We start from the raw sequence: 23,522 nt of genomic DNA, 5'->3' as shown, positions 1-23,522 counted from the left end.
CCCTGGTCGACTCGACCCATGAGCCCTCGAGCAACCGTGCCTGATCGTCTCGGGCTCCGTTTCGACCTCGCCGACGCCTGGCACGACCTGGTCGTGGGCGGTCGCTGCGTCGGCTGCGACCGAGCCGGCCGCCTGCTCTGTCGTGACTGCCACGCCGCGCTCCCGGACCGTGCCGGGTCGAGCCCGCCGAGCCCGGCGCCGCCGGGCATCGTCCCGGCCTTCGCGGCGGGGCCCTACGAGGGCACCCTCAAGCAGCTCGTCATCGGGCTCAAGGAGCGCCAGCTCCTCGGTCTGCGCCGGCCGCTGGCCGGGCTGCTCGCGCTCTCCGTCCTCGAGGCGATGGCGCAGACAGGCACCGGTCCCACGGTCCTGGTGCCGGTCCCGTCGCGGCCGGCGTCGGTGCGAGAGCGCGGCCTCGACAGCACCGCGGCCGTCACCCGCCGGGCAGCCGCGATGCTGAGGCGGCACGGGCTCGGCGTACGCCACCACCGGCTGCTGCGCACCAGACCGGGCGTCGCGGACCAGGCCGGCCTCGACTCACGGCAGCGGCAGGCCAACCTGGCCGGGTCGATCACCTGCCCGGCGTCCGGCATCCGGACACTTGCCAGAACGATCCCGCGGGCGAGGTTCATCGTCTGCGACGACGTGATCACCACCGGCGCGACCGCGCGGGAGGCTCAACGAGCGCTGGAATCGGTCGGTCTGGAGGTGACGGCGATCGCAACCGTGGCGGCCACCCAGCGTCGGTCTCGCGTTCAAATGTAGGAAACCACCATGTAATTCTGTTGAAGGCCTTTCATGGGGAACATCGGCGAACTACCGTCACTACATGGAGTCCGCCTGGGTCCGTGGTTGCGTCGCAGGGAGGTCCGCACTGCGGGCATCCGAGCGGCAAGCCGATGCCAGTCGCAGGCGAAACGGTCCACGTAACCCTGGAGACAGGGGATCACGGTGCGGCTTAGAGATAAGTCCTGCCCCTGCCCTCCCGTCAGATACGGGAACCAGCAGGGAGAAGGTGGAGTGGCACCAAGCTGCTAAGCCTCTGCAGGCGGTTGTGGGGTCGAAGACCAGGTCGGCCGGGCGGACTCCGTACCCCGGAGGTCACATGCGCTGACCATCCGGGATCCCGCCAACCCCGAAACACCGGGAGGTACCCATGGAAGTTGTCGTCACGGCCCGCAACGCCGAGGTCTCAGACCGCTATCGCGCTCACGTAGCAGAGAAGCTCGCGAAGCTCGAGAAGCACGACCACCGGATCATCAGAATCAACGTGGAGGTCGACAACGAGCCCAACCCGCGCCAGCACAAGGGCGCCGTACACGTCGAGCTCACTGCGTACTCGAAGGGTCCGGTCATCCGGGCCGAGGCGTGTGCCGAGGACAAGATGGGGGCGCTGGACCTGGCTGTCGACAAGATGGCTTCCCAGATGCGCCGCGCCGCTGACCGCCGCAGGGTTCACCGCGGCCGTCGTACGCCGGTTTCCGTGGGACAGGCACTGGCGGGCATCGAGCCCGACGGCCTGGCCACGACGTCCGAGTCGGAGCAGTTCGAGGAGGAGGAGATCCGGGAGCACCAGGTCGGACCGATCACCGTGACGGGGGAGGGGCCCTTGGTGGTCCGGGAGAAGACGCACACCGCGGAGCCGATGACGCTCGACCAGGCGCTCTACGAGATGGAGCTGGTCGGCCACGACTTCTACCTCTACATCGACAAGGACTCGACGCGGCCCTCGGTCGTCTACCGCCGGAGGGGGTACGACTACGGGGTGATCGCGCTCAACCGCGCAGACCTCGTCTGAGGGCTGTCGCCTAAGCACGTCGGCCGGGACTTTTCCATCCCTCAGATGGATGAGTCCCGGCCATTCCCTCATGTGTCATGGGATACGTGCCATGATGCATTCGTGTCATCTACATCTGGTGCCGATCGTGAGCCGGTCCGCGTCTTGGTTGTCGACGACCAGGAGCTTTTCCGAAGGGGTCTGGTCGCGCTGCTGGCGAGCGAGCCCGGGATCGAGGTGATCGGTGAGGCGACCAACGGCATCGAGGGCACCGAGCGAGCCGCGGCTTCGGCTCCGGACGTCGTGCTGCTCGACGTACGCATGCCCAAACAGACCGGCCTGGAGGCCTGCTCCGCGATCAAGGAGGCCGTCCCCTCGGCCAAGATCATCATGCTGACCGTCTCCGACGAGGAGGCCGACCTCTACGACGCGATCAAGGCCGGTGCGATGGGCTACCTCCTCAAGGACTCCTCGATCGACCAGGTCGCCCAGGCGATCCGGGTCGTCGCCGACGGACAGTCCCTGATCAGCCCCTCCATGGCGGCCAAGCTGATGGAGGAGTTCAAGCAGATGGCCCGGCCGGACCGCTCCCCGGTCCCCGGCCCCAAGCTCACCGACCGCGAGCTCGAGGTCCTCGGCCTGGTCGCCAAGGGCCTCAACAACCGCGAGATCGCCAAGCGGCTGTTCATCTCCGAGAACACCGTCAAGAACCACGTACGCAACATCCTGGAGAAGCTCCAGGCCCACTCGCGCATGGAGGCGGTCATGTACGCCGTGCGCCAGAAGCTCCTCAACGTCGACTGAGCTGTTAGGTTGACGCCAGCGTCGCGTGCCGGTGACAGACCGTGTCAGGCATGGAGGCGCCGGACACGAAGGAGCACGACCGATGTCGTCGTCCCCTTCGCCCTCACGTGACTGAGGGCGAGAAGACCAGGCTGATCGCCTGGGCAGATGAGATGCGGCGGGTCCACGACCGGCTGCGCACGGCACTGCGAGTGACGCAGGAGGCCATCGCCGCGGGAGATCCCGCCGAACCCGCGGCCCGCGACCTGCTGCTGTTCTGCCACGGGTTCTGCGCGGCCCTGACCGGCCACCACGAGGGCGAGGACCGGGAGCTCTTCCCGGTGATCGCCCGAGCCCGTCCCGAGCTGCGCGAGACGATCCGCAAGCTGGAGCAGGACCACTCCATGATCGGCCACCTCCTCGGCGGCCTCCAGGCCGCCGTCGACCGGGCCGCCACCCCCGAGGAGGTCGGCAAGCACCTCGACGGCGTCTCGGCGATCATGGAGTCCCACTTCCGCTTCGAGGAGCGCCGGCTCCTGAGCGTGCTCGGCACCCTCGGGCTCGACGCGGACGTCGGCGAGGTCTTCGGCCCGCTCTGACCCGCGATCGGGCGATGGAGCCGGTTCCGGACGGGAGTTGTCCGGAACCGGCTCTAGAGTCGGACTCGTGCCCCGCTCTCAGACACTCAGCCGCTCGCAGGCCCGCCGGATCGCGCTGGCGGCGCAGGGCTTCGCCGACAAGCCCCACACCACCCCCACGATGCGTACGTTCCAGCGCACGCTGGAGCGCACCGGGGTCCTCCAGGTCGACTCGGTCAACGTCCTGCAGCGCGCGCACTACATGCCGCTCTACAGCCGGATGGGGGCGTACGACACCGGGCTCCTGCACCGCGCGAGCAGCGGGCACCGAGACCGGCGGATGGTCGAGTACTGGGCGCACGTGCAGGCGTTCATGCCGGTCGAGCTGTGGCCGCACATGCAGTGGCGGATGGACCACTACCGTGCCCAGAAGGGCTCCAAGTGGTGGGGGAGCGTGCCGGACGGGATGAAGGAGAAGGTGCTCGCGCTGGTGGCCGAGCAGGGGGCGCTCACCGCACGCGAGGCGGCGAAGGCGCTCGACGACGCCGGCCCGCAGACCAAGGACCACTGGGGCTGGAACTGGTCCGACTCGCGCAAGACCCTCGACATCCTCTACATGTTCGGCGAGCTGGCGATCTCGCACCGCAACGACCAGTTCGAGGTCGCCTACGACCTGCCCGAGCGGGTCATCCCGCGGGTCCACCTGGACGCGCCGACGCCGTCGAGGGAGGAGGCCCACCGCGAGCTCGTACGCCGCGCCGCGAGGTCCCACGGCGTCGGCACCGCCAAGGACATCGCCGACTACTTCCGGATGCGCGTGGACGACACGACACGCGCGCTGAACGAGCTCATCGACGCCGGCGAGGTGGAGCCGGTGACGGTCGAGGGCATCCGCAAGCAGGCGTACCTCTTCTCCGGGTCCCGCCTGCCGCGCCGCATCGACGCCCGTGCGCTGCTGAGCCCGTTCGACCCGCTGGTCTGGGAGCGCGAGCGCACCGAGGCCCTCTTCGACTTCTTCTACCGGATCGAGATCTACACGCCGGCGCCGAAACGGATCCACGGCTACTACGTGCTCCCGTTCCTCCTCGGGGAGCACATCGTCGGCCGCGTCGACCTCAAGGCCGACCGCAAGAGCGGAATCCTCCAGGTCAAGGGCGCGTTCACCGAGCCGCACGCCCCCGTGGAGACCGCCGTGGAGCTGGCTGCGGAGCTCGAGCGGCTCGCCGGCTGGCTGGGTCTGGAGGCCATCGCGGTCGATCCGAAGGGCGACCTGGCGCCGCTCCTTGCGCCGTTGGTGTGAGCAGGCGACCGGCAGGTGGGTAGAGTGAGCGTGCTATCTGTCTGCCGCTAGTAGGAGCCCGCCACCGTGGCAATTCTCGACAAGATCCTTCGCCTCGGCGAAGGCAAGATCCTTCGCGAGCTCGAGGCCATCTCGAAGGCCGTCAACGCGATCGAGGACGAGTTCGTCGCGATGAGCGATGACGAGCTGCGCGGGATGACCGACGAGTTCAAGCAACGCCTGGAGAACGGCGAGGACCTCGACGACATCATGGCCGAGGCGTTCGCCACCGTCCGTGAGGTCACCAAGCGCGTCCTGGGCCAGCGTCACTACGACGTGCAGATCCAGGGCGGCGCGGCGCTCCACCTCGGCAACATCGCCGAGATGAAGACCGGTGAGGGCAAGACCCAGACCGCGGTGCTCCCGGCCTACCTCAACGCGCTGGCCGGCAAGGGCGTCCACGTCGTCACGGTCAACGACTACCTGGCCAAGTACCAGTCCGAGGTCATGGGCCGCATCTACGGCTTCCTCGGGCTGAGCGTCGGCGTGATCCTGCCGCAGATGACCCCGGCCCAGCGCCGCGAGGCCTACAACTGCGACATCACCTACGGCACCAACAACGAGCTCGGCTTCGACTACCTGCGCGACAACATGGCCTCCTCGATGGCGGACCTGGTCCAGCGCGGCCACTTCTTCGCGATCGTCGACGAGGTCGACTCGATCCTCATCGACGAGGCGCGTACGCCGCTGATCATCTCGGGTCCCACCGAGGACGACGTGAAGTGGTACGACGAGTTCGCCACGATCGCCAAGAGCATGGTCCGCGACGTCGACTACGAGGTCGACGAGAAGAAGCGCACCATCGCCGTTCTCGAGCGTGGCATCACCAAGGTCGAGGACCACCTCGGCATCGAGAACCTCTACGAGGCGGTCAACACCCCGCTGATCTCGTTCATGAACAACTCGATCAAGGCCAAGGAGCTCTTCCGCCGCGACAAGGAGTACGTCGTGGCCAACGACGAGGTCCTGATCGTCGACGAGCACACCGGACGCATGCTCGCCGGCCGTCGCTACAACGACGGCCTGCACCAGGCGATCGAGGCCAAGGAGGGTGTGAAGGTCCGCGAGGAGTACCAGACCCTCGCCAGCATCACCCTGCAGAACTACTTCCGCCTCTACGAGAAGCTCTCCGGCATGACCGGTACGGCCATGACCGAGGAGTCGGAGTTCGACAAGATCTACAAGCTCGGCGTGGTCCCGATCCCGACCAACAAGCCGATGATCCGCAAGGACCAGCCCGACCTCGTCTACCGGACCGAGGTGGCGAAGTACGAGGCCGTCGCCGACGACATCGTCGAGCGCCACAAGAAGGGTCAGCCGGTCCTGGTCGGCACCGTCTCGGTGGAGAAGTCCGAATACCTCGGCAACATCCTCAAGAAGCGCGGCGTCCCGCACACGGTCCTCAACGCGAAGTACCACGCCGACGAGGCGAAGATCGTCGCGCTGGCCGGTCACAAGGGCGCGGTCACCGTGGCCACCAACATGGCCGGCCGAGGCACCGACATCATGCTCGGTGGCTCCGTCGACTTCCTCGCCGACCAGGAGCTCCGCAAGCAGGGTCTGGAGCCCACCGGCGAGACCGCCGACGAGTACGAGAAGGCCTGGGCGCCGACCGTCGAGCGGATCAAGGCGCAGGTCGCCGCCGAGCACGAGGAGGTCACCAAGCTGGGTGGTCTCTACGTCCTCGGCACCGAGCGTCACGAGTCCCGGCGTATCGACAACCAGCTGCGTGGTCGTTCCGGCCGTCAGGGTGACCCGGGCGAGTCCCGCTTCTACCTGTCGCTGGAGGACGACCTGATGCGCCTGTTCAAGGGCGAGTGGGTCGACCGCATCCTGACCACCCTGAAGATCCCGGACGACGTGCCGATCGAGGCCAAGTCGGTGACCAAGTCGATCGCCAACGCGCAGACCCAGGTCGAGGGCCAGAACTTCGAGTCCCGCAAGAACGTCCTCAAGTACGACGACGTCATGGACCGTCAGCGCAAGGTGATCTACGCCGAGCGCCGCGAGGTGCTCGAGGGCGCCGACCTCGAGGAGCAGATCCGGGGCTTCATCGACGACGTCGTCGAAGGCATGGTCACCGGAGCGACCCAGGACTACGCCGAGGAGTGGGACCTCGACCAGCTGTGGACCGACCTCAAGCAGATCTGGCCGGTCTCGGTCGAGCCGAAGTACCTGATCACGAAGGCCGGCGGCAGCAAGGACGACCTCGACCGCCAGGAGCTCATCGAGTTCCTCAAGAAGGACGCCCAGGAGGCCTACGACCGCCGCGAGGAGGAGATCGGCTCCGAGGGCATGCGCGAGGTCGAGCGCCAGGTCGTCCTCTCGGTGCTGGACCGCAAGTGGCGCGAGCACCTCTACGAGATGGACTACCTGCGCGAGGGCATCGGTCTGCGCGCCTACTCGCAGCGTGACCCCCTGGTGGAGTACCAGCGCGAGGGCTTCGACATGTTCACCGCGATGATGGACGGCATCAAGGAGGCCGCGGTGGGCTACCTGTTCAACCTGGAGGTCCAGGTCGAGCAGGCGGAGCAGGAGTTCCACTACCACCCCGACGGCACCCGTCACGCCGGTCCGATGCACGAGGGCGCGCTCGCCGAGCCGCCGGTCGGTGTCGGGCAGGCAGGCGGCCTCCAGGACATCTCCGCCGCTCTGAGGGCCGAGGCGGCCAAGGCCTCGGCCAGCGCCCCGCAGATCACCGCGAAGGGCCTGCAGAAGCCTGCGGCTCCCAAGCACCTGGCCTTCTCCGGCCCGGACGAGCAGGGCCAGGCCGAGGCGCAGGGCAACACCGTCACCAACGCCGACGACCCCTACGCCAAGGTCGGCCGCAACGAGCAGTGCCCCTGCGGCTCGGGCAAGAAGTTCAAGCAGTGCCACGGCCGCCCCGGCGGCCCGACCGGACTCACCACCCGCGTCAACGGCTGAGGTCGCCTCGGTCGAGTTCCCGTGGAGCGCTGTACGTACCAGGTACGTACAGCGCTCCACGCGTTTCCGGCCCGGTTCGGAACTAGTCGTAGCCCCCGAAGTTGAGCACCGTGCAGATCCAGCTCTCGCCGGTGCGCTCGAAACGGACCGCGAGCGCTCGCAGACCGGCGCCGAAGCGGATCGTGACGGTCGCCTCGACGATGTCGTCGGAGACCTCGTAGACGTGGCAGCGGTGGACGCGGGGGCGGACCGGCTGGTTGCGGCCGGTGCCGGGCTCGTACGCCCCTGAGCGCGCCGTGAGGCTGGCGCGGTACCTCAGCTCGGCGTAGACCTCCTTGGTCGTCCAGCGGACCAGCTGGCTCGCGGGACGGTCACCACCGACGACCTCGGCGGCCTTCTGGGCGAACTGCGGAACCCAGCCGCGCAGATGGCCGTTGGCCGGGACGATCGGGATAGGGGGCGGGAGGTCGCCGTCCTCGATGTCGTCCGCGGGCTCGTCGCCGCGTGGGCGGGGTGGGTCCAGGCGTGGCTGGAGCTCGAAGCCCAGCGTTCCTTGGACGTCGGCAAGAGGCACTGCTTCATGCGGAGGCCGAGACGGTCTCGGCTCCTCTCCGGGATCGGGTTCCCGAGACGGTAGAGCGCTCATAGGAGCAAACTCCTTTCTTCGCAGTCAACCTCCTCTTACCCGAATCCTTCGGTTCTAAACCGACGGGTAACAGAATGGGTCTGCTGTGACGAAAGGAGACAGAAGTGACTGGCTCTGGGGAGACCTACGTCGCCTGGTCGTCGTAGGGCGGCTTCTCGCCGGCCAGGAGGGGCTTGGGCGCCTTGGCGCGGGCCTCTTCCTCCTCGATGTCGGCGAGGGCCTCCTGGATCTGCCTGCTGACGATGCGACGTGGGTCGAGGTCGCGCAGCTCCAGGTCCTGATAGGCGGGCCCGAGCTCTCCGCGCAGGTCGTCGCGCGCGTTGTTGGCCAGGTTGCGCACCTGGTGGAGGAGGCGGGCGATCTGCCGTGCCATGTCGGGGATCTTGTCCGGCCCGAAGACCAGGATCGCGATCACGACGATGACGGCGAGCTCCGCGAAGCCGATGCCGAACACGCGCCGAACCTACAGGGTCAGAGCTTGGAGGTGGGAGTGAGGCCCAGCTGCATGCCCGCGAGCCCGCGTCCGCGGCCCGAGATCGTACGCGCCACCTCGGCCAGGACCTTGGCGGACTCCGCCGTCGGGTCGGACTCGACGATCGGCTTGCCCGCGTCGCCCGCCTCGCGCAGCGTCTGCTCCAGCGGCACCTGGCCGAGCAGTGGCACCTTCGAGCCGAAGCGCTGCGAGAGGGTGTCGGCGACCCGCTGGCCGCCCCCGGAGCCGAAGACCTCCATCTTGGAGCCGTCGGGCAGGACGAGCCAGGACATGTTCTCCACGACGCCGACGACGCGCTGGTGCATCATCTCGGCCATCGTGCCGGCCCGCTCGGCCACCTCGGCGGCGGCCTCCTGCGGGGTGGTGACCACGACGATCTCGGCGTTGGGCAGGTGCTGGCCGAGGGAGATCGCCACGTCGCCGGTGCCCGGGGGCAGGTCGAGCAGCAGCGCGTCGAGGTCGCCCCAGTAGACGTCGGAGAGCATCTGGACCAGGGCCCGGTCGAGCATCGGTCCGCGCCAGGCGACGACCTGGTCGCGGCGCGGCTTGAGCATCCCGATGGAGATCACCGAGACACCGGAGGCGGTCGGGACCGGCATGATCAGGTCGTCGACCTGCGTCGGCCGGGAGTCGGCGACGCCCAGCATCGCGGGCACCGAGTGGCCGTAGATGTCGGCGTCGACGATGCCGACCTTGAGGCCCTGCTGGGCGAGCGCGACGGCCAGGTTGACCGTGACCGACGACTTGCCGACACCGCCCTTGCCCGACGCGATCGCGAAGACCTTGGTCAGCGAGCCCGGCTGGGCGAAGGGGATCTCCCGCTGCGCCTGGCCGCCGGTGAGCCCGTTGCGCATCTCGGTGCGCTGCTCGTTGGTCATCACGCCCAGCTCGAGGTCGACGCCGGTGACGCCGTCGACCTTCTCGAGCGCCGCGGTCGTGTCGCGGTTGATGGTGTCCTTGAGCGGGCAGCCGGCGACGGTCAGCAGCACCTTGACGCTGACGAGACCTGCGTCGTCGATCGATACGGAGTCGACCATCCCCAGCTCGGTGATGGGACGTTTGATCTCCGGGTCCTGAACGGTCGCCAGAGCTGCGTTGACACGGTCGAGAAGCGGGCTACTCACGGTATGCAAGCCTACGTCGTGCGTGGGGACTCTCCCGCATCGCCCGAGGGCTGGTCGATCTGATCACGCTGACGGTCGCGCTCGTCGAGCTCCTCCAGGAGCAGCCGGAGCTCGGAGCGGAGGTAGTCGCGGGTGGCGACCTCGCCGAGGGCCATCCGCAGCGACGCGGTCTCCCGGGCGAGGAACTCCATGTCGGCCTTGGACTGGGAGGCGATGCGGCGGTCCTGCTCGGCGATCGCCCGGTCGCGGTCCTCCTGGCGGTTCTGCGCGAGCAGGATCAGGGGCGCGGCGTAGGAGGCCTGCAGGCTCAGCGCCAGCGTCAGGAAGATGAAGGGGAACTCGTCGAAGCGCCACTCGCGGGGAGCGAGGATGTTCCAGGCGACCCAGATCACCACGACCATCGTCATCCAGGCGATGAACCGGGCCGTGCCCATGTAGCGGGCGAAGGCCTCGGCGAAGGAGCCGAAGGCGTCGGCGCGGAAGGTGGGCCGCCGCACCAGGGGCCGGCGCAGCTCGCGGGGCGTGTCGAGGCGGCCGCGAGCGGCGCGTGCGTCAGCCACGGCGCACCATCTCGGGCGTGATCACCTTGTTCGGACGGGTGTCGGGACGGGTGTCCGGACGAGGCTCGGTGGCCGACTCGTGACGGGCGAGCTTCTCGCGCCAGTTCTCCGGGAGCAAGTGGTCGAGCAGGTCGTCGACGGTCACCGCGCCGGCCAGATGACCGTTCTCGTCCACGACCGGGGCCGCCACCAGGTTGTACGTCGCCAGGTGGGCCGCGACCTGCTCGGTGCTGTCCTCGGGGCGCAGCGGCTCCAGGGACTCGTCGAGAGCGCCCGCGACCAGCGTCGAGGGTGGCTCGCGCAGCAGCCGCTGGATGTGGGCGATGCCGAGGAACTTGCCGGTCGGCGTCTCCAGCGGAGGACGGCACACGTAGACCAGGGCCGCCTGCGCCGGGGTGAGGTCGGGGTTGCGTACGAGAGCGAGGGCGTCGGCGATGGTCGCGTCGGGGCCGACGATGACCGGCTCGGGGGTCATCATCGACCCGGCGGTGTCCTCCTCGTAGGACATCAGCCGGAGGACGTCCTTGGCGTCCTCGGGCTGCATCAGCTCGAGCAGCAGGGTCGCGGTCTCCTCGGGCAGCTCGGCGATGAGGTCGGCGGCGTCGTCGGGCGACATCTCCTCGAGGACGTCGGCGGCACGCTCGGAGTCCAGGGCCCGCACGATCGCGACCTGGTCGTCCTCGGGAAGCTCCTCGAGGACCTCGGCGAGGCGCTCGTCGTCGAGGGCGGCGATGACCTGGCGCTGACGCTCCGGAGGGAGCTCGTGGATCATCGTCGCCGCGTCGGCCGGGCGCATCTCGTGGATCGCCTGGACCAGGTGGGTCGCGGCCTGGGTGGGGGAGCGGCGGGCCAGGCCCTCCACGTGGTCCCACTCGACCACGTGGGTCTGCCCGCGGCGGCGCAGCCCCTTGGACGGCTCCTGCACGGCGACCCGGGAGAGCAGCCAGTCGCGGTTGCGGGCCTGCTCCATGCCGACGTCGTATACGGTCCCGGACACGCCGGTGGGCCGGATCGTGACCTGACGGTCGAACATCTGGCCGATGACCAGGGTCTCGGTGGAGCGCTGCTGGAAGCGGCGCATGTTGAGCAGCCCCGTGGTGTAGATCTGACCGGCGTCGATGCTGGTCACCCGGGTCATCGGCACGAAGATGCGCCGGCGTCCGAACACCTCGACGACCAGGCCCAGGACACGCGGCTGCCGGGCGTCGGATCTGACCGTGACCACGAGATCTCGCACCTTGCCGACCTGCTCACCGAGCGGGTCGAAGATCGGCAGGCCGACCAGGCGTGCCGCGTACACGCGGTTGGGCGAGGTACTCACGGCCCCACGTTATGACATCCGCCCCAGCCGGTCGCCTCGACGCTCACGCCCTGGCCCCGAACATGAATTCGATGATCTATCCGAACCCGCGCCGGAGCGGGGTCGTCGATCTGGCTGAGGCCTGTGTTACAAAAGTTTCCGATGTGACCAGTGTGACCGGTCGCCACCGCAGGGAGAAGGGCCCGGACGGATGCGTACACAACTTCAGGCAACGTCTCGCGGGGGTCGAGCGGCCCGCGCCCTGCTCTCCGCGGGTCTCGTCGTCGCCCTCTTCGGCGGCGCGCTCGTCGCCGTGCGCGACGCGACCACGTCGGCCCCGGCAGACCTCGAGACCGTCGCCTACACGCCGCCGCGCTACCGGATGGTGCAGGCCAACATCAAGGCCAGCATGGGCACGGGGAGGTTCAAGCGGGACGTACGCGAGGTCGTCGGCACCGATCCCGACTTCATCACCTACAACGAGGTGAACGGCCGCCGGAGCGCGGATCTCGAGCCGGGGCGCTACCGGGTGTGGCGCAAGGGCGGCGACCCCTACAGGTCGGCGACGGCGGTCGCCTGGGACAACGACAAGTGGGCCGCCGCGTCGAAGGGCATCCACCAGATCAGCAACAAGCGCGGCAAGGCTGCCGACCAGCGGCTGCACTGGGGGATCAGGTACGCCAACTGGGTCACCCTCGAGAACCGCGCGACCGGCCGCAACGTGTCGGTGGTCGCCGTGCACTTCGCGCCGAAGTCCAAGCACTACGGCGACCTGGTCCGTCCTTCTGCCCGTGCGCTGAACGTGCTCGTCAAGGCCCTCGCCCGACGGGGTCCGGTGGTGGTCGGCGGCGATCTGAACGTGCAGTACGACGGCTCGCGCTACCCGCGCGACATCTTCGCCGAGCAGCACCTGGTCCCGACCTACGACGTCACCCAGCAGGCACCCGCCACCTACCGCCGGTCGTCGACCATCGACTACGTGCTGGCCCGCGGGATCGCACGGTTCGCCACCGGCAACCAGCGCGCCTTCGGTCTCGAGTCGGACCACAACGCGCTCCGGGTCGACTTCTCTCCGCTGCCGGTCACCTCGACCGAGGGCTCCTCCCGGGTCGGGTTCGGGCCGGGTGTCGTGGTCACCGATCCGGGACTGAGCGTCGCCGAGGAGCAGAGCGTGCTGCGTACGGTGCTGAAGTCGGTCAACAGCGCCAGGCGGGGGCAGGTCGTCCACCTGGCCACCCGGTCCCTGACCAACGACAGGGTGGTCCGGGCGCTGAAGCGGGCCAAGTCCCGCGGGGTGCGGGTCCAGGTCGTCACCGCGGAGCGGACCACGACCGACGAGATGCGCTCGCTGCAGCGCGTCCTCGGCAAGGACGTGGACAAGGGCAGCTGGGCCGTCCCGCGTGCGCGCGGCTACGACCGCGCCGATCTCCGTGCGACCGTGCTGCTGATCAGCAGGACGGGTGCGACCCCGGCGTTCGCCTTCAGCTCCAGCACCCAGATGTCCGCCCTGGCCGGGACCGGGAAGCGATCGGGCTACGTGAGCGTCAGCAAGGCGTCGTACGACAAGCTCTTCCGGCCGTTCTTCTCGGCAGTCGGACGGCGGGTCTGAGCGTCGTAGGATCGCGGTGTGGCGGGTGTCACCTGTCACTGATGGTTACCGGTTGGTAACCTGCCGCAGTGACGTCAGCGTGGTCTCGACGGGTCGAAACGTTGTGGCCCCGACCACCCAGATTAGGAGTAGAGCATGGGTCGCCTTGCCGAGACCGAGGGTCTCACCGACATTCAGGAAGAGATCCTGAAGACCGTCCGTCAGTTCGTGGACGAGAAGGTCATCCCGGTGGCCCAGGAGCTGGAGCACGCCGATGAGTATCCGACTGAGATCGTGGAGGGGCTCAAGGAGCTGGGCATCTTCGGTCTGATGATCCCGGAGGAGTACGGCGGCCTGGGTGAGTCGCTGCTGACGTACGCGCTGTGCGTCGAGGAGATCGCGCGCGGCTGGATGTCGGTCTCGGGTGTCATCAACACCCACTTCATCGTGGCCTACATGCTGATGCAGCACGGCACCGAGGAGCAGAAGCAGAAGTACCTGCCGAAGATGGCCACCGGTGAGGTGCGCGGTGCGTTCTCGATGTCCGAGCCGGGTCTCGGCTCCGACGTGTCCGCGGTGTCCACCAAGGCGACCAAGCAGGCCGACGGGTCCTACGAGATCACCGGCCAGAAGATGTGGCTGACCAACGGTGGCTCCTCCACCCTGGTCGCGGTGCTGACCAAGACCGACGAGGGCGCCGAGAGCGTCTACAAGAACATGACCACCTTCCTGGTGGAGAAGACCCCGGGCTTCGGCGAGACCGCCCAGGGCGTCACGGTGCCCGGCAAGATCGACAAGATGGGCTACAAGGGCATCGACACGACCGAGATGATCTTCGAGGGTCACAAGATCTCGGCCGACCAGATCCTCGGTGGCGTGCCCGGCAAGGGCTTCTTCCAGATGATGGACGGCGTCGAGGTCGGCCGCGTCAACGTCGCCGCCCGCGCCTGCGGCCTGGCGATCCGTGGCTTCGAGCTCGGCATCGCCTACTCCCAGCAGCGCCAGACCTTCGGCAAGAAGATCGCCGAGCACCAGGCCATCCTGTTCCGCCTCGCGGAGATGGGCACCAAGGTCGAGGTCTCCCACAACATGATGGTCCGCGCCGCCCGTCTGAAGGACACTGGCAAGCGGATGGACGTCGAGGCCGGCATGGCCAAGATGGTCGCCTCCGAGTACGCCAACGAGGTCGTCGAGGACTCCTTCCGCATCCACGGTGGCTACGGCTACTCCAAGGAGTACGAGATCGAGCGGCTCATGCGCGAGGTCAAGTTCATGCTCATCGGTGAGGGCACCAGCGACATCCAGAAGATGATCATCGGCCGCAGCCTCCTGAAGGACTACAAGTCCTGACCCTCCGCCGACCCTTCCGGCGAATCTGTAGAAGTGGGCGACGAAACTGTGGTTTCGTCGCCCACTTCTGCTGTCTCGGGGCGCGCGGTCAGCCGGCGGTTCCGGCCTCGAGGGTCGCCCTGTGACGGCGGTTCGTGGCGATCAGCTCGTCGAGCATGTCGCGGGTCCGGCGCAGGTCCTCGATGTGCGCGCTGAGCCGGTCGCGCTCGCCGACCATCATCTCGAAGGCCGACTCCGAGGTGTCGGCGCTCGGCCGGTCGACGCAGGGGAGGACCTCGCCGATCGTACGGCTCGAGAGCCCGCCCGCGTAGAGCCGCTGGAGGAGGATCACCCGGTCGACGGCCGCCTCGGGGTAGTGCCGCTGGCCGCTGCTGCTGCGCTCGGACTCGAGCAGCCCCTGCTCCTCGTAGTAGCGCAGCGAGCGGACGCTCACGCCTGCCCGCCTCGCGAGCTCGCCGATCCGCATCGAACTCCTCCTGTGGTGATCTCCGGCACAAGACTTGCCTCTGACGTCAGTGTCAGGTTCTAGCGTACGTGGCGAACCACTGCCACTCCCAAGGAGCTCACCTGTGACCAGCCTCTTCGACCGCCACCACCTGGGCCCGCTGACGCTGCCGAACCGGATCGTGATGGCGCCGATGACCCGCGCCCGAGGCACCGCCGACGGCTTGGCGACGCCGTCGATGGCGACGTACTTCGCGCAGCGGGCGACCGCGGGCCTGCTCATCTCCGACGGCATCGCCCCCAACCGTGTCGGCACCTCCAACCCCAACACCGCGGGACTGCGTACCGAGGTCGAGGCCGCCTCCTGGCGGCAGGTCACCGACGCGGTCCACATCAACGGCGGCCGGATCTTCGCCCAGCTCATGCACGGCGGCCGGATCTCGCACGAGTCGATCTCCGGCCTCCAGCCGGTGGGCCCGTCCGCTGTCGCCGCGGCGGCCGACGTCTTCACCCCGACCGGGCCGCAGCCCGCGCCGGTGCCGCGTGCCCTGGAGACCGCAGAGGTCGCGGAGCAGGCCGGGTCGTACGCCGAAGCCGCCCGCCGTGCCGTGGGCGCCGGGTTCGACGGGGTCGAGCTGCACGGGGCCAACGGCTACCTGATCAGCCAGTTCCTCTCGACCAACGCCAACCTGCGCACCGACCGCTACGGCGGCTCGGTGGCCAACCGGATCCGGTTCGCCGTCGAGGCGGTCGAGGCGACGGTGGACGCCGTCGGCAGCGACCGCACCGGCATCCGGCTCTCGCCCGGCGCCGGGCTCTGGGACGTCGCCGAACCCGATCATGCCGAGCTCTATGCGGCTCTGCTCACCGAGCTCAACCGGCTCGGGCTGGCGTACGTCCACATCGAGGCCACCACCGACGAGGCGACCCTGCTCGACCTGCGCAAGCGGTGGGACGGGACCATGATCGTCAACCCGAGCTCCTGGCTGACCCGCGGTGAGGCGGCGTTCGGGGACAGGCCGACGGATCTGGCCTCCGCGGACCACTGGCTGGGCCTGGGCGCCGACCTGGTGAGCTTCGGCCGGGCGTACCTCGCCAACCCGGACCTCGTCGAGCGTCTTCGTCGCCGGCTTCCCCTCGCCGAGGCCGACCCGGCGACCTACTACACCGGCGGCGACGCCGGCTTCCTGGACCTCCCTGCCCATCACCAGGTCGCCTGACGCCTCGATCGAGTCCGCACGAACGGACGCCGAATCCGTAGTCGTGGGCGACGAAAGTAGATCTTCGTCGCCCACAACTACGGTCTCGTCCGGAAAACTGAGGATTCGTCGGGGTCGTTGTCGTAGGTTGGTCTTTACCCGAGCAACGACTCGGCAATGCCGATGGAGGGGAAGCGATGACCAACGACGATCTCAAGGCCAAGATGCGCGAGGCGCTGGAGAAGAAGAACAACCAGGACCACGCACACGCCGAGAGCGCCGGGGCCAAGGAGAAGGCGCACGGGTCCGAGGTCGTCGGCGGTGCGCCGAAGATGCACCGCCGCAAGGCGGGTGGCGGCGGCTCCTGACGCTACGATGCCCCCTCGGGGGTGTCAGGTCGGGCTGGTCGAGAGGTAACGAGAAGTTGGCGCGCCGGGTAGTGCTCCATGTCGGGGCGATGAAGTCTGGGACGACGTATCTGCAGGGTGCCCTGTACAAGAACAAGGCACTTCTCGAGGAGCGCGGTTTTCTGGTCCCCGGAGCGCGCTGGCGCCACCAGATCGAGGCCGTTCTCGACGTGAAGGGCCGCCGGACGCATCCGCAGGGCGACCCGGTCACCGGTGCCTGGGACCGGCTGGTCGCCGAGGTCGACGAGTGGGACGGCACGGCGCTGATCTCCGTCGAGCTCCTTGCGCCGGTCGGTCCGGAGACGGTCGAGCGGGTGGCGACGAGCTTCAAGGGCGTGACGCCTGAGGTCGTCCTCTCCTTGCGCGACATCAACCGGCAGATCCCGTCGATGTGGCAGGAGCTCATCCAGAACGGCATGGACTGGACCTGGGCGGAGTTCCTCACCGCGGTCAACAAGAGCCGGCCCGGCTCTCCCGAGCGCCGCCGCTCCAAGCCCGGCAAGCGGTTCTGGTCCGAGCAGGACATGGTCGCCATCGCCCGGCGCTGGGGCCAGGCCGGCCCGCTCCACCTGGTCACGGTGCCGCCTCCGGGCAGCCCGGCGACCCTGCTGCTGAAGCGTTTCGGGGCGGCGATGGGCTTCGATCCCGAGGGGATGACGACCCCGCCGCCGAAGAACACCTCCCTCGGCGCCGCGACCGTCGAGGTGCTGCGGGGCCTCAACGCCGAGCTGGACCGGCGAGGGCTGGCCTACCCGGCGGCGATGGGGCTGCGCAAGCACGTCCTCGGCAAGCGCCTGATGCCGGCGCTCACGGTCGATGACCCGCGCATCGGGCTTCCGGCCCCGCGCTGGACGCAGGCGTTCACCCGCGACCAGGACGCGGAGCTGCGCGGCCTGGACGCCACCATCCACGGGGATCTCGACGACCTGGCCCCCGTGGACGTACGCGGCATCGACCCGCGCAAGGTCACCGACACGCAGGTCCGAGACGCCGCCGTGGCTTCGTACACGGCACTGCGTACGGATCTCGACAAGAAGCTCGCCGACCCGACCATTCCTGGTGAGGCCATCGACCCGGGGGAGGGCCGCAAGGCTCCGGCGCGCGCCGTCTCCGCCCTGGCCGACCTCGTCGAGTGGTCCGTCCGGCGAGAGGAGCTGGTCCGCACGTAGGACCTCAACACAATCGGGGGAATTCTTTGTCAAGCAGCTGGAGCCTGCGCCGTCGGCGCAGACTCGCCGAGGAGGCGGGCGACACCATCGTCGCGACGCCGCGGATCGCGGTGCTCACGATCGCCCGCGACGAGGGTGAGATGCTCGCCCGCTGGGTCGACCACTACGGCCGAGCGGCGGGTCACGAGAACCTGATCGTCTTCGACGACGGCTCGACCGACGGTTCCACCGACGACCTGCCGTGCACGGTCCAGCACCTGCCCGGCTTCCGGAAGGGCAACTTCGAGATCGGCCGGATGAGCCTGGCCAGCGGGGTGGCCCAAGGTCTCCTCGGCGTCTACGACGTGGTCATCTTCACCGACGTCGACGAGTTCCTCGTCCCCGACCCGGCGAGGTACGCCGACCTGTCGGACTACCTCGCCAGGCGGCCCGAGCGGGTGATCGCTCCCTTCGCCCTCAACGTCGTCCACCACACCGCGGTCGAGGGGCCGCTGGTCAACGGCAAACCGATCCTCGGCCAGCGGGCGTACGCCCAGTTCGCGCCGTTGATGTGCAAGCCGTCGGTCAAGCGGGTGCCGGCCGCCTGGAGCTCCGCCTCCCACGGGATCAGGGCGCCGTTCGTGCCCGATCCCGGCCTGTTCATGCTCCACATGAAGTTCGCCGACGTGGATCTGCTCCGGCGGCAGGCCGACCGTCGCAACGAGCTCGCCAAGGCGGTGGGCCGCGGCAAGGGCAGCTCGTGGGGACGCTCCGGCGACGATCTCGCCGACCTGCTGACCAGGGTGACCGCCTCGGTCTCTGCCGATGTCGAGGAGTTCGACCCGACCTCGGTGCTGCCGGCCAGGCTCGTGCGCGAGGAGAAGCAGAAGGGGCTGCACCGTGCCGTCGGCGCGGGCCACATCGACAACCTCCGCAACCAGCCGTTGCTACGCATCCCGGAACGCCTCCACGGGATGGTCTGAGCTAGGTTACCCTCCGGTAATCAACGCTTCGCCAGACTCACCGACGAGAGGCCGCAGATGAGCAAGACGAACCCCGGCAACTTCTTCGAGGACTTCCAGGTCGGCCAGGTCATCGAGCACGCGACGCCGCGCACGGTGACCGAGGGAGACCGGGCTGCGTACGGGTCGCTCTACCCGACCCGCTTCGCGGTGCCCTCGAGCGCGGCCTTCGCGGCCTCGGTGGGTCTGGGCGTGCACCCGGTGGAGGAGCTGATCGGCTTCCACATCGCCTTCGGCAAGACCGTCCCGGACGTGTCGCTGAACGCGGTCGCCAACCTCGGCTACGCCGAGTGCCGCTTCCACCAGCCGGTGGTGCCGGGCGACACGCTCTCGACCCGGTCGGAGGTCATCGGCCTCAAGCAGAACTCCAACGGCAGGTCCGGCGTCGTCTACGTACGCTCCACCGCCACCAACCAGCGTGGCGAGGTCGCCATCGACTGGGCGCGCTGGGTGATGGTCCACAAGCGCGACCAGGAGGCCGCGGCCCCCGAGACCGTGATCCCGGAGCTGGCCGCTGTCGTCGACGCGAAGAACCTGATCGTGCCGAAGGGTCTCGACTTCTCCGCCTACGACTTCACCGCCGCCGGTGAGCCGCACCGGCTCGGCGACTACGAGGTCGGCGAGAAGATCGACCACGTCGACGGGGTGACCCTGACCGCCTCCGAGCACCAGCAGGCCACCCGGCTGTGGCAGAACACCGCGAAGGTGCACTTCAACGTCGAGGCGCGGCCCGACGGCCGCAACCTCGTCTACGGCGGCCACATCATCTCGCTGGCCCGGGCGCTGTCGTTCAACGGCCTCGCCAACGCCCAGCTCATCGCCGCGATCAACGCCGGCGCGCACACCTCCCCGGCCTTCGCGGGCGACACCGTCTACGCCTGGTCCGAGGTGCTCGACAAGGTCGAGACCGACGCCCCGGGCGTCGGCGCGCTACGGCTTCGGCTGGTCGCCACCAAGGGGCGCGACGAGTCGATGACCCTGCGCGGCGAGGACGGCAAGTACGCCCCCGGGGTGCTGCTCGACCTGGACTACTGGGCGCTCATCCCTGTGTAAGGAGCACGTCATGGCAGGTAAGAAAGCACTCTTCGTCTCCGGCTCCGCCCAGGGGATCGGCAAGGCGATCGTCGAGAAGTTCGCGACCGAGGGCTGGTTCGTCGGCGTCTACGACATCGACGCCGACCTGGCGCGTGACGTCGCCGCGATCCTCGGCTCCGACAACGCCATCGGTGGCACGCTCGACGTCACCGACCCGGCCTCCTGGAAGGCGGCGCTCGAGGAGTTCGCCACCGCGGCCGGTGGTCGCCTCGACCTGCTGGTCAACAACGCCGGCATCCTGCGCGCCGGTCGCCTGGCCGACGTCGACCTGGCCCAGCACCACCAGACCATAGAGATCAACGTCAACGGTGTGATCAACGGGTGCCACACGGCCTACCCCTACCTCCGGGCCACCCCGGGCTCCGGCGTCATCAACGTGTGCAGCGCGAGCGCGATCTACGGCCAGCCGGAGATCGCCTCCTACAGCGCCTCCAAGTACGCCGTGCGGGGGCTCACCGAGGCGCTGGAGCTGGAGTGGCGCAAGGAGGGCATCCGGGTGCAGGCGGTCTGGCCGCTGTGGGTGCGGACCGCGCTGCTCGAGGGCAACGTCGCCTCCTCCCACCAGACCCTCGGCATCCGGCTCACCGTCGAGGACGTCGCCGACCAGGTCTGGGAGATGGCCCAGCCGCGCAAGGGACTGCTCCGGCTGCCCAAGGTGCACACCACCGTCGGCCTCCCGGCCAGGGCGCTCTCCACCGCTGCCGACCTCGCCCCCAACGTGTTCGTCCGCGAGGTCAACCGGCTCATCACTCGGGCGTAGCGCGTCGCCTGGGCGGATGGCTGGTTGGATGGGGGCATGGCGCTCTACCTCGTCAGGCACGGCACCACCGAGTGGTCCCTCAACGGCCGGCACACGTCCCGCACCGACCTTCCCCTCCTGCCCGAGGGGGAGGAGGCGGCGAAGTTGCTCGCGTCCCGCCTCCAGGACCAGAAGTACGCCGCGGTCCTGACCTCCCCGCGACAGCGGGCGCTGCGTACGGCTGAGCTGGCGGGCTTTCCCGACGCCGAGGTCACCGAGGACCTGGTCGAGTGGGACTACGGCGACTACGAGGGCATCACCACCGACGAGATCCACCGGACCGACCCCGGCTGGAGCCTGTGGACCGGGTCGACGCCCGGGGGAGAGGCGGCGGCCTCCGTCCAGGAGCGGCTCGGCCGGGTCGTGAAGGCTGCCCGCGAGCGCGACGGCGACACCCTGGTCTTCTCCCACGGGCACGCGCTGTGCGCGCTCGCGGCGGTGTGGCTGGAGCTCCCGGTCACCGAGGGACGGCTCTTCCGGCTCGACACCGCGACCGTCTCGATGCTGGACGCGCACCACGGCCAGCCCGTCGTCAAGCAGTGGAACACCTAGCCGGACCGAACGGGTCCGCGGGAAGACGAGCGATCGACGCTCGACCCTGACGCTTGACCAGACGGATGCCACGGGTCACCGTTGGGGGGTGGCACTTGCGGTTGGCTGTCCACGCTGCGCGACGCCGGTGGCGAGCATCGGCGCCGGCGGCACCCGGTCCTGCCCGGAGCACGGCGTGGTGACGCCGCTGTGGCATACGGACGTGGCCTCCTACGAGGACCTGGTGCAGGTTCTCTCGTTGGCCGGCGACGTACCCACCTACGTGCCCTGGCCGATCGAGTCCGGCTGGTCGATCGCGGACCTGGCCGTGGTCGGCGACGAGGGCAAGGGAGCGGCGACCCTGGTCACCGTGACCGGTGTGACGCCCGACGACGGCCAGGTGGAGATGACCGTGGTCACCGAGGAGGCCGGTGTCGGGCTGGGCGCACGGTGTGCGCGCACCGAGGGACCGGATCCCGGCATCGACGCCTGCACCGGGCCACCCACGACGCGGGTCCGCGTCGGCGGGCAGCTGGTGCCGCTGTGGCCGATCACCCAGTGGACCAACGGCGCCGAGGAGTGGGAGCGGTCCGTGATGGTCGGCGAGGCCGCCGGACGCTGGCTGTGGCTGGTCTTCCGGCCGGCCACCGCGATGCTGACGCTCCAGGACGGCTGGCACCTGCGCCAGGTCGGCGACCTCGGCGTCCAGATGGTCGAGCTGCCCTTCGGTGGCCCCGGTGGATCTTGGTCGAACTCCCCGTAGAGGCTCCGCGAGCAGAGGCGACCTGCTGCGCGCCGCGATACGCGCACTCTCGCGGCGTTGCCGCCTCTCGACGGTGCAACCAGACCGCCGTCGAGACGGCGCCTTGCGAGAGTACGCGTCTCGCGCCGCTCGCGACGGCCGCCTCTGCTCGCGAAACCTCTAGGATGTGCAGGTGCGCATCGACCTCCATACTCACTCGCGGGTGAGTGACGGGACCGATTCGCCCACCGAGCTGATCCAGGCGGCGAAGGCCGCGGGCCTCGATGTCGTCGCGATCACCGACCACGACACGGCCGCCAGCTGGGACGAGGCGGCCGCTGCGGCCGCCGAGGCCGGGATCGAGCTCGTACGTGGCATGGAGATCAGCGCCAACCACGCCGGGCACGGTGTCCACCTGCTGGCCTACCTGCCCGACCGGACCTTTCCGCCGCTGGTCGAGGAGCTCGCTCGCGTGCTCGCCGGCCGCGACGGACGGCTGCCGCTGATGCTGGACCGGCTGGCCCGCCTCGGCATCGAGGTGTCCCTCGAGGACGTCGCGGCGGTCTCCGGCGATGCCGCCGCCTCGGGGCGCCCGCACCTCGCCGACGCGCTCGTCGCCAAGGGGTACGTGCTCAGTCGTGACGAGGCGTTCAACCGTTATCTCGGGGCCGGCAAACCTGCGTACGTCAATCGCTACGCGGCCCCGCTCGAGCCGATGATCCGCACCGTCGCCGCCGCCGGCGGAGTCACCGTGATCGCCCACCCGTGGGGCCGGTCGGGACGCGAGCAGCCCGACGAGGCGGCCCTGTCCGCACTGGTCGACGCGGGCCTGTCCGGGCTGGAGGTCGACCACCAGGATCACACCCCGGAGACCCGCGAGAAGCTGCGCGTGATCGCCCGCAACCTCGACCTCGTGGTGACCGGATCCAGCGATTACCACGGCACCGGGAAGGTGGGTCACCATCTGGGAGTGAACACCACTGCACCGGCCGAGTACGAGCGGCTCCTGGAGCGGGCCGCCGCAGCCTCGGCGGCCTCCGGACGCACCACCCCTGAGGTCGTACGGTGACCGAGATCTTCGTCTCCACGTTCGTGACGCTCTTCGTGATCATGGACCCGGTCGGGACGATCCCGATCTTCCTGTCGCTGACCGCGGGACAGTCACCGGGCAAGCAGCGCCGCGCGGCGCTCCTCGCGGTCGCGGTCTCGTTCCTGGTGATCACGATCTTCGCGCTCTTCGGTCAGGCGATCCTGCACTTCCTGCACATCTCCCTCGAGGCGCTGCAGTGCGCCGGCGGCCTGCTCCTCCTGCTGGTCGCCCTCGAACTGCTCACCGACAACTTCGACGACCCCGTCGCCGCCGCCGGAGCCAACGTGGCGATGGTGCCGCTCGGCACCCCGCTCCTGGCCGGCCCCGGCGCCATCGTCGCCACCATGGTCTTCACCCAGGAGGTCGACTCCGTCGGGAGCGCCTTCGGGCTCGGCCTCGGACTCGTCGTCGTCCACATCGCCCTGCTGATCGCGATGATCTTCTCCATCCCGATCCTGAAGGTCCTCAAGGAGTCCGGCGTCCTGCTCATCACCAGGATCGCCGGTCTGCTCCTCTCCGCGATCGCCGTCCAGATGGTCGCCGACGCGGTCACGACGTTCATCGCGAACGCCTGAGCCGTTT

24 protein-coding genes are annotated in these 23,522 nt (G+C 69.1%); 18 read left to right on the top strand and 6 right to left on the bottom strand.

From position 1 onward, the window contains the following. Window positions 1–18: 18 nt before the first annotated feature. The 6 genes from ACWZJV_RS08700 to secA all read left to right on the top strand — a co-directional run bounded on the left by ACWZJV_RS08700 (window position 19) and on the right by secA (window position 7,402). Window positions 19–765 (top strand): ComF family protein, encoded by a 747-nt coding sequence (locus tag ACWZJV_RS08700; protein WP_457181163.1) that lies wholly within the window; start codon window positions 19–21, stop codon window positions 763–765. A 391-nt stretch (window positions 766–1,156) separates the two neighbouring features. Next, on the top strand, window positions 1,157–1,798 hold the full coding sequence (gene hpf, locus ACWZJV_RS08695; RefSeq protein ID WP_008364127.1) for a ribosome hibernation-promoting factor, HPF/YfiA family: 642 nt from the start codon (window positions 1,157–1,159) through the stop codon (window positions 1,796–1,798). Window positions 1,799–1,900: 102 nt separating this feature from the next. Next, the gene (locus ACWZJV_RS08690) at window positions 1,901–2,581 is read left to right on the top strand and encodes a response regulator (protein ID WP_040757484.1); all 681 of its coding nucleotides are present in this window, start codon (window positions 1,901–1,903) and stop codon (window positions 2,579–2,581) included. 107 nt (window positions 2,582–2,688) lie between these two features. Then, a complete protein-coding gene (locus ACWZJV_RS08685) occupies window positions 2,689–3,159 on the top strand; it encodes a hemerythrin domain-containing protein (RefSeq protein WP_457181162.1) in 471 nt (156 codons plus the stop codon). A 67-nt stretch (window positions 3,160–3,226) separates the two neighbouring features. Continuing rightward, window positions 3,227–4,438 (top strand): winged helix-turn-helix domain-containing protein, encoded by a 1,212-nt coding sequence (locus tag ACWZJV_RS08680; protein WP_008364130.1) that lies wholly within the window; start codon window positions 3,227–3,229, stop codon window positions 4,436–4,438. Window positions 4,439–4,504: 66 nt separating this feature from the next. Further along, complete coding sequence (gene secA, locus ACWZJV_RS08675) at window positions 4,505–7,402, top strand: preprotein translocase subunit SecA (RefSeq protein ID WP_457181160.1); 2,898 nt, start codon at window positions 4,505–4,507, stop codon at window positions 7,400–7,402. 82 nt (window positions 7,403–7,484) lie between these two features. Here the strand turns inward: secA and ACWZJV_RS08670 are convergent, their stop codons facing one another. The 5 genes from ACWZJV_RS08670 to ACWZJV_RS08650 all read right to left on the bottom strand — a co-directional run bounded on the left by ACWZJV_RS08670 (window position 7,485) and on the right by ACWZJV_RS08650 (window position 11,546). Continuing rightward, a complete protein-coding gene (locus tag ACWZJV_RS08670) occupies window positions 7,485–7,976 on the bottom strand; it encodes an Rv3235 family protein (RefSeq protein ID WP_457181159.1) in 492 nt (163 codons plus the stop codon). A 196-nt stretch (window positions 7,977–8,172) separates the two neighbouring features. Beyond that, window positions 8,173–8,502, bottom strand: a complete 330-nt coding sequence (locus ACWZJV_RS08665; protein ID WP_008364136.1) for a sec-independent translocase — start codon at window positions 8,500–8,502, stop codon at window positions 8,173–8,175. 17 nt (window positions 8,503–8,519) lie between these two features. Continuing rightward, a complete protein-coding gene (locus ACWZJV_RS08660; protein ID WP_008364138.1) occupies window positions 8,520–9,665 on the bottom strand; it encodes an Mrp/NBP35 family ATP-binding protein in 1,146 nt (381 codons plus the stop codon). An 11-nt stretch (window positions 9,666–9,676) separates the two neighbouring features. After that, window positions 9,677–10,225: a DUF1003 domain-containing protein gene (locus ACWZJV_RS08655; RefSeq protein WP_008364145.1), complete on the bottom strand. Its 549-nt coding sequence runs from the start codon at window positions 10,223–10,225 to the stop codon at window positions 9,677–9,679. After that, window positions 10,218–11,546 carry a magnesium transporter MgtE N-terminal domain-containing protein gene (locus ACWZJV_RS08650; RefSeq protein ID WP_008364147.1) on the bottom strand — a complete coding sequence of 443 codons (1,329 nt, stop codon included), beginning with the start codon at window positions 11,544–11,546 and terminating at the stop codon, window positions 10,218–10,220. Before ACWZJV_RS08650 ends, ACWZJV_RS08655 begins: the two co-directional genes overlap by 8 nt. A 190-nt stretch (window positions 11,547–11,736) precedes the next feature. Between ACWZJV_RS08650 and ACWZJV_RS08645 the strand changes: the two genes are divergently transcribed. Then, entirely contained in the window at window positions 11,737–13,134 is a 1,398-nt protein-coding gene (locus ACWZJV_RS08645; RefSeq protein ID WP_008364149.1) for an endonuclease/exonuclease/phosphatase family protein, read from the top strand. 135 nt (window positions 13,135–13,269) lie between these two features. Continuing rightward, window positions 13,270–14,463: an acyl-CoA dehydrogenase family protein gene (locus ACWZJV_RS08640; RefSeq protein ID WP_008364151.1), complete on the top strand. Its 1,194-nt coding sequence runs from the start codon at window positions 13,270–13,272 to the stop codon at window positions 14,461–14,463. 88 nt (window positions 14,464–14,551) lie between these two features. Here the strand turns inward: ACWZJV_RS08640 and ACWZJV_RS08635 are convergent, their stop codons facing one another. Continuing rightward, window positions 14,552–14,929, bottom strand: a complete 378-nt coding sequence (locus ACWZJV_RS08635) for a MerR family transcriptional regulator (RefSeq protein ID WP_008364153.1) — start codon at window positions 14,927–14,929, stop codon at window positions 14,552–14,554. 103 nt (window positions 14,930–15,032) lie between these two features. On the opposite strand from ACWZJV_RS08635, the gene ACWZJV_RS08630 reads away from it, so the two are divergent. The 10 genes from ACWZJV_RS08630 to ACWZJV_RS08585 all read left to right on the top strand — a co-directional run bounded on the left by ACWZJV_RS08630 (window position 15,033) and on the right by ACWZJV_RS08585 (window position 23,515). Further along, window positions 15,033–16,127 (top strand): alkene reductase, encoded by a 1,095-nt coding sequence (locus tag ACWZJV_RS08630; RefSeq protein WP_457181158.1) that lies wholly within the window; start codon window positions 15,033–15,035, stop codon window positions 16,125–16,127. Window positions 16,128–16,303: 176 nt separating this feature from the next. Next, complete coding sequence (locus ACWZJV_RS08625) at window positions 16,304–16,474, top strand: DUF5302 domain-containing protein (protein WP_008364156.1); 171 nt, start codon at window positions 16,304–16,306, stop codon at window positions 16,472–16,474. Between the two features lie 89 nt (window positions 16,475–16,563). Beyond that, complete coding sequence (locus ACWZJV_RS08620; RefSeq protein ID WP_457181157.1) at window positions 16,564–17,682, top strand: hypothetical protein; 1,119 nt, start codon at window positions 16,564–16,566, stop codon at window positions 17,680–17,682. Window positions 17,683–17,708: 26 nt separating this feature from the next. Continuing rightward, entirely contained in the window at window positions 17,709–18,644 is a 936-nt protein-coding gene (locus ACWZJV_RS08615) for a glycosyltransferase family 2 protein (protein ID WP_457181156.1), read from the top strand. 57 nt (window positions 18,645–18,701) lie between these two features. Beyond that, window positions 18,702–19,736 carry a MaoC family dehydratase gene (locus ACWZJV_RS08610; protein WP_457181155.1) on the top strand — a complete coding sequence of 345 codons (1,035 nt, stop codon included), beginning with the start codon at window positions 18,702–18,704 and terminating at the stop codon, window positions 19,734–19,736. Between the two features lie 10 nt (window positions 19,737–19,746). Beyond that, on the top strand, window positions 19,747–20,538 hold the full coding sequence (locus ACWZJV_RS08605; protein WP_008364164.1) for an SDR family oxidoreductase: 792 nt from the start codon (window positions 19,747–19,749) through the stop codon (window positions 20,536–20,538). A 36-nt stretch (window positions 20,539–20,574) separates the two neighbouring features. Next, the gene (locus ACWZJV_RS08600; RefSeq protein WP_196872919.1) at window positions 20,575–21,129 is read left to right on the top strand and encodes a histidine phosphatase family protein; all 555 of its coding nucleotides are present in this window, start codon (window positions 20,575–20,577) and stop codon (window positions 21,127–21,129) included. A gap of 88 nt (window positions 21,130–21,217) precedes the next feature. Next, a complete protein-coding gene (locus ACWZJV_RS08595) occupies window positions 21,218–21,871 on the top strand; it encodes a DUF6758 family protein (RefSeq protein WP_008364167.1) in 654 nt (217 codons plus the stop codon). Window positions 21,872–22,043: 172 nt separating this feature from the next. After that, window positions 22,044–22,919, top strand: a complete 876-nt coding sequence (locus ACWZJV_RS08590) for a PHP domain-containing protein (RefSeq protein ID WP_457181154.1) — start codon at window positions 22,044–22,046, stop codon at window positions 22,917–22,919. Beyond that, window positions 22,916–23,515: a MarC family protein gene (locus ACWZJV_RS08585; protein ID WP_008364170.1), complete on the top strand. Its 600-nt coding sequence runs from the start codon at window positions 22,916–22,918 to the stop codon at window positions 23,513–23,515. The genes ACWZJV_RS08590 and ACWZJV_RS08585 overlap by 4 nt, the downstream gene beginning before the upstream one ends. The last annotated feature ends 7 nt before the right edge of the window (window positions 23,516–23,522 follow it).

This window comes from Nocardioides sp. WG-D5, from assembly GCF_054031175.1.
This window is presented reverse-complemented; position numbering and strand designations above follow the sequence as displayed.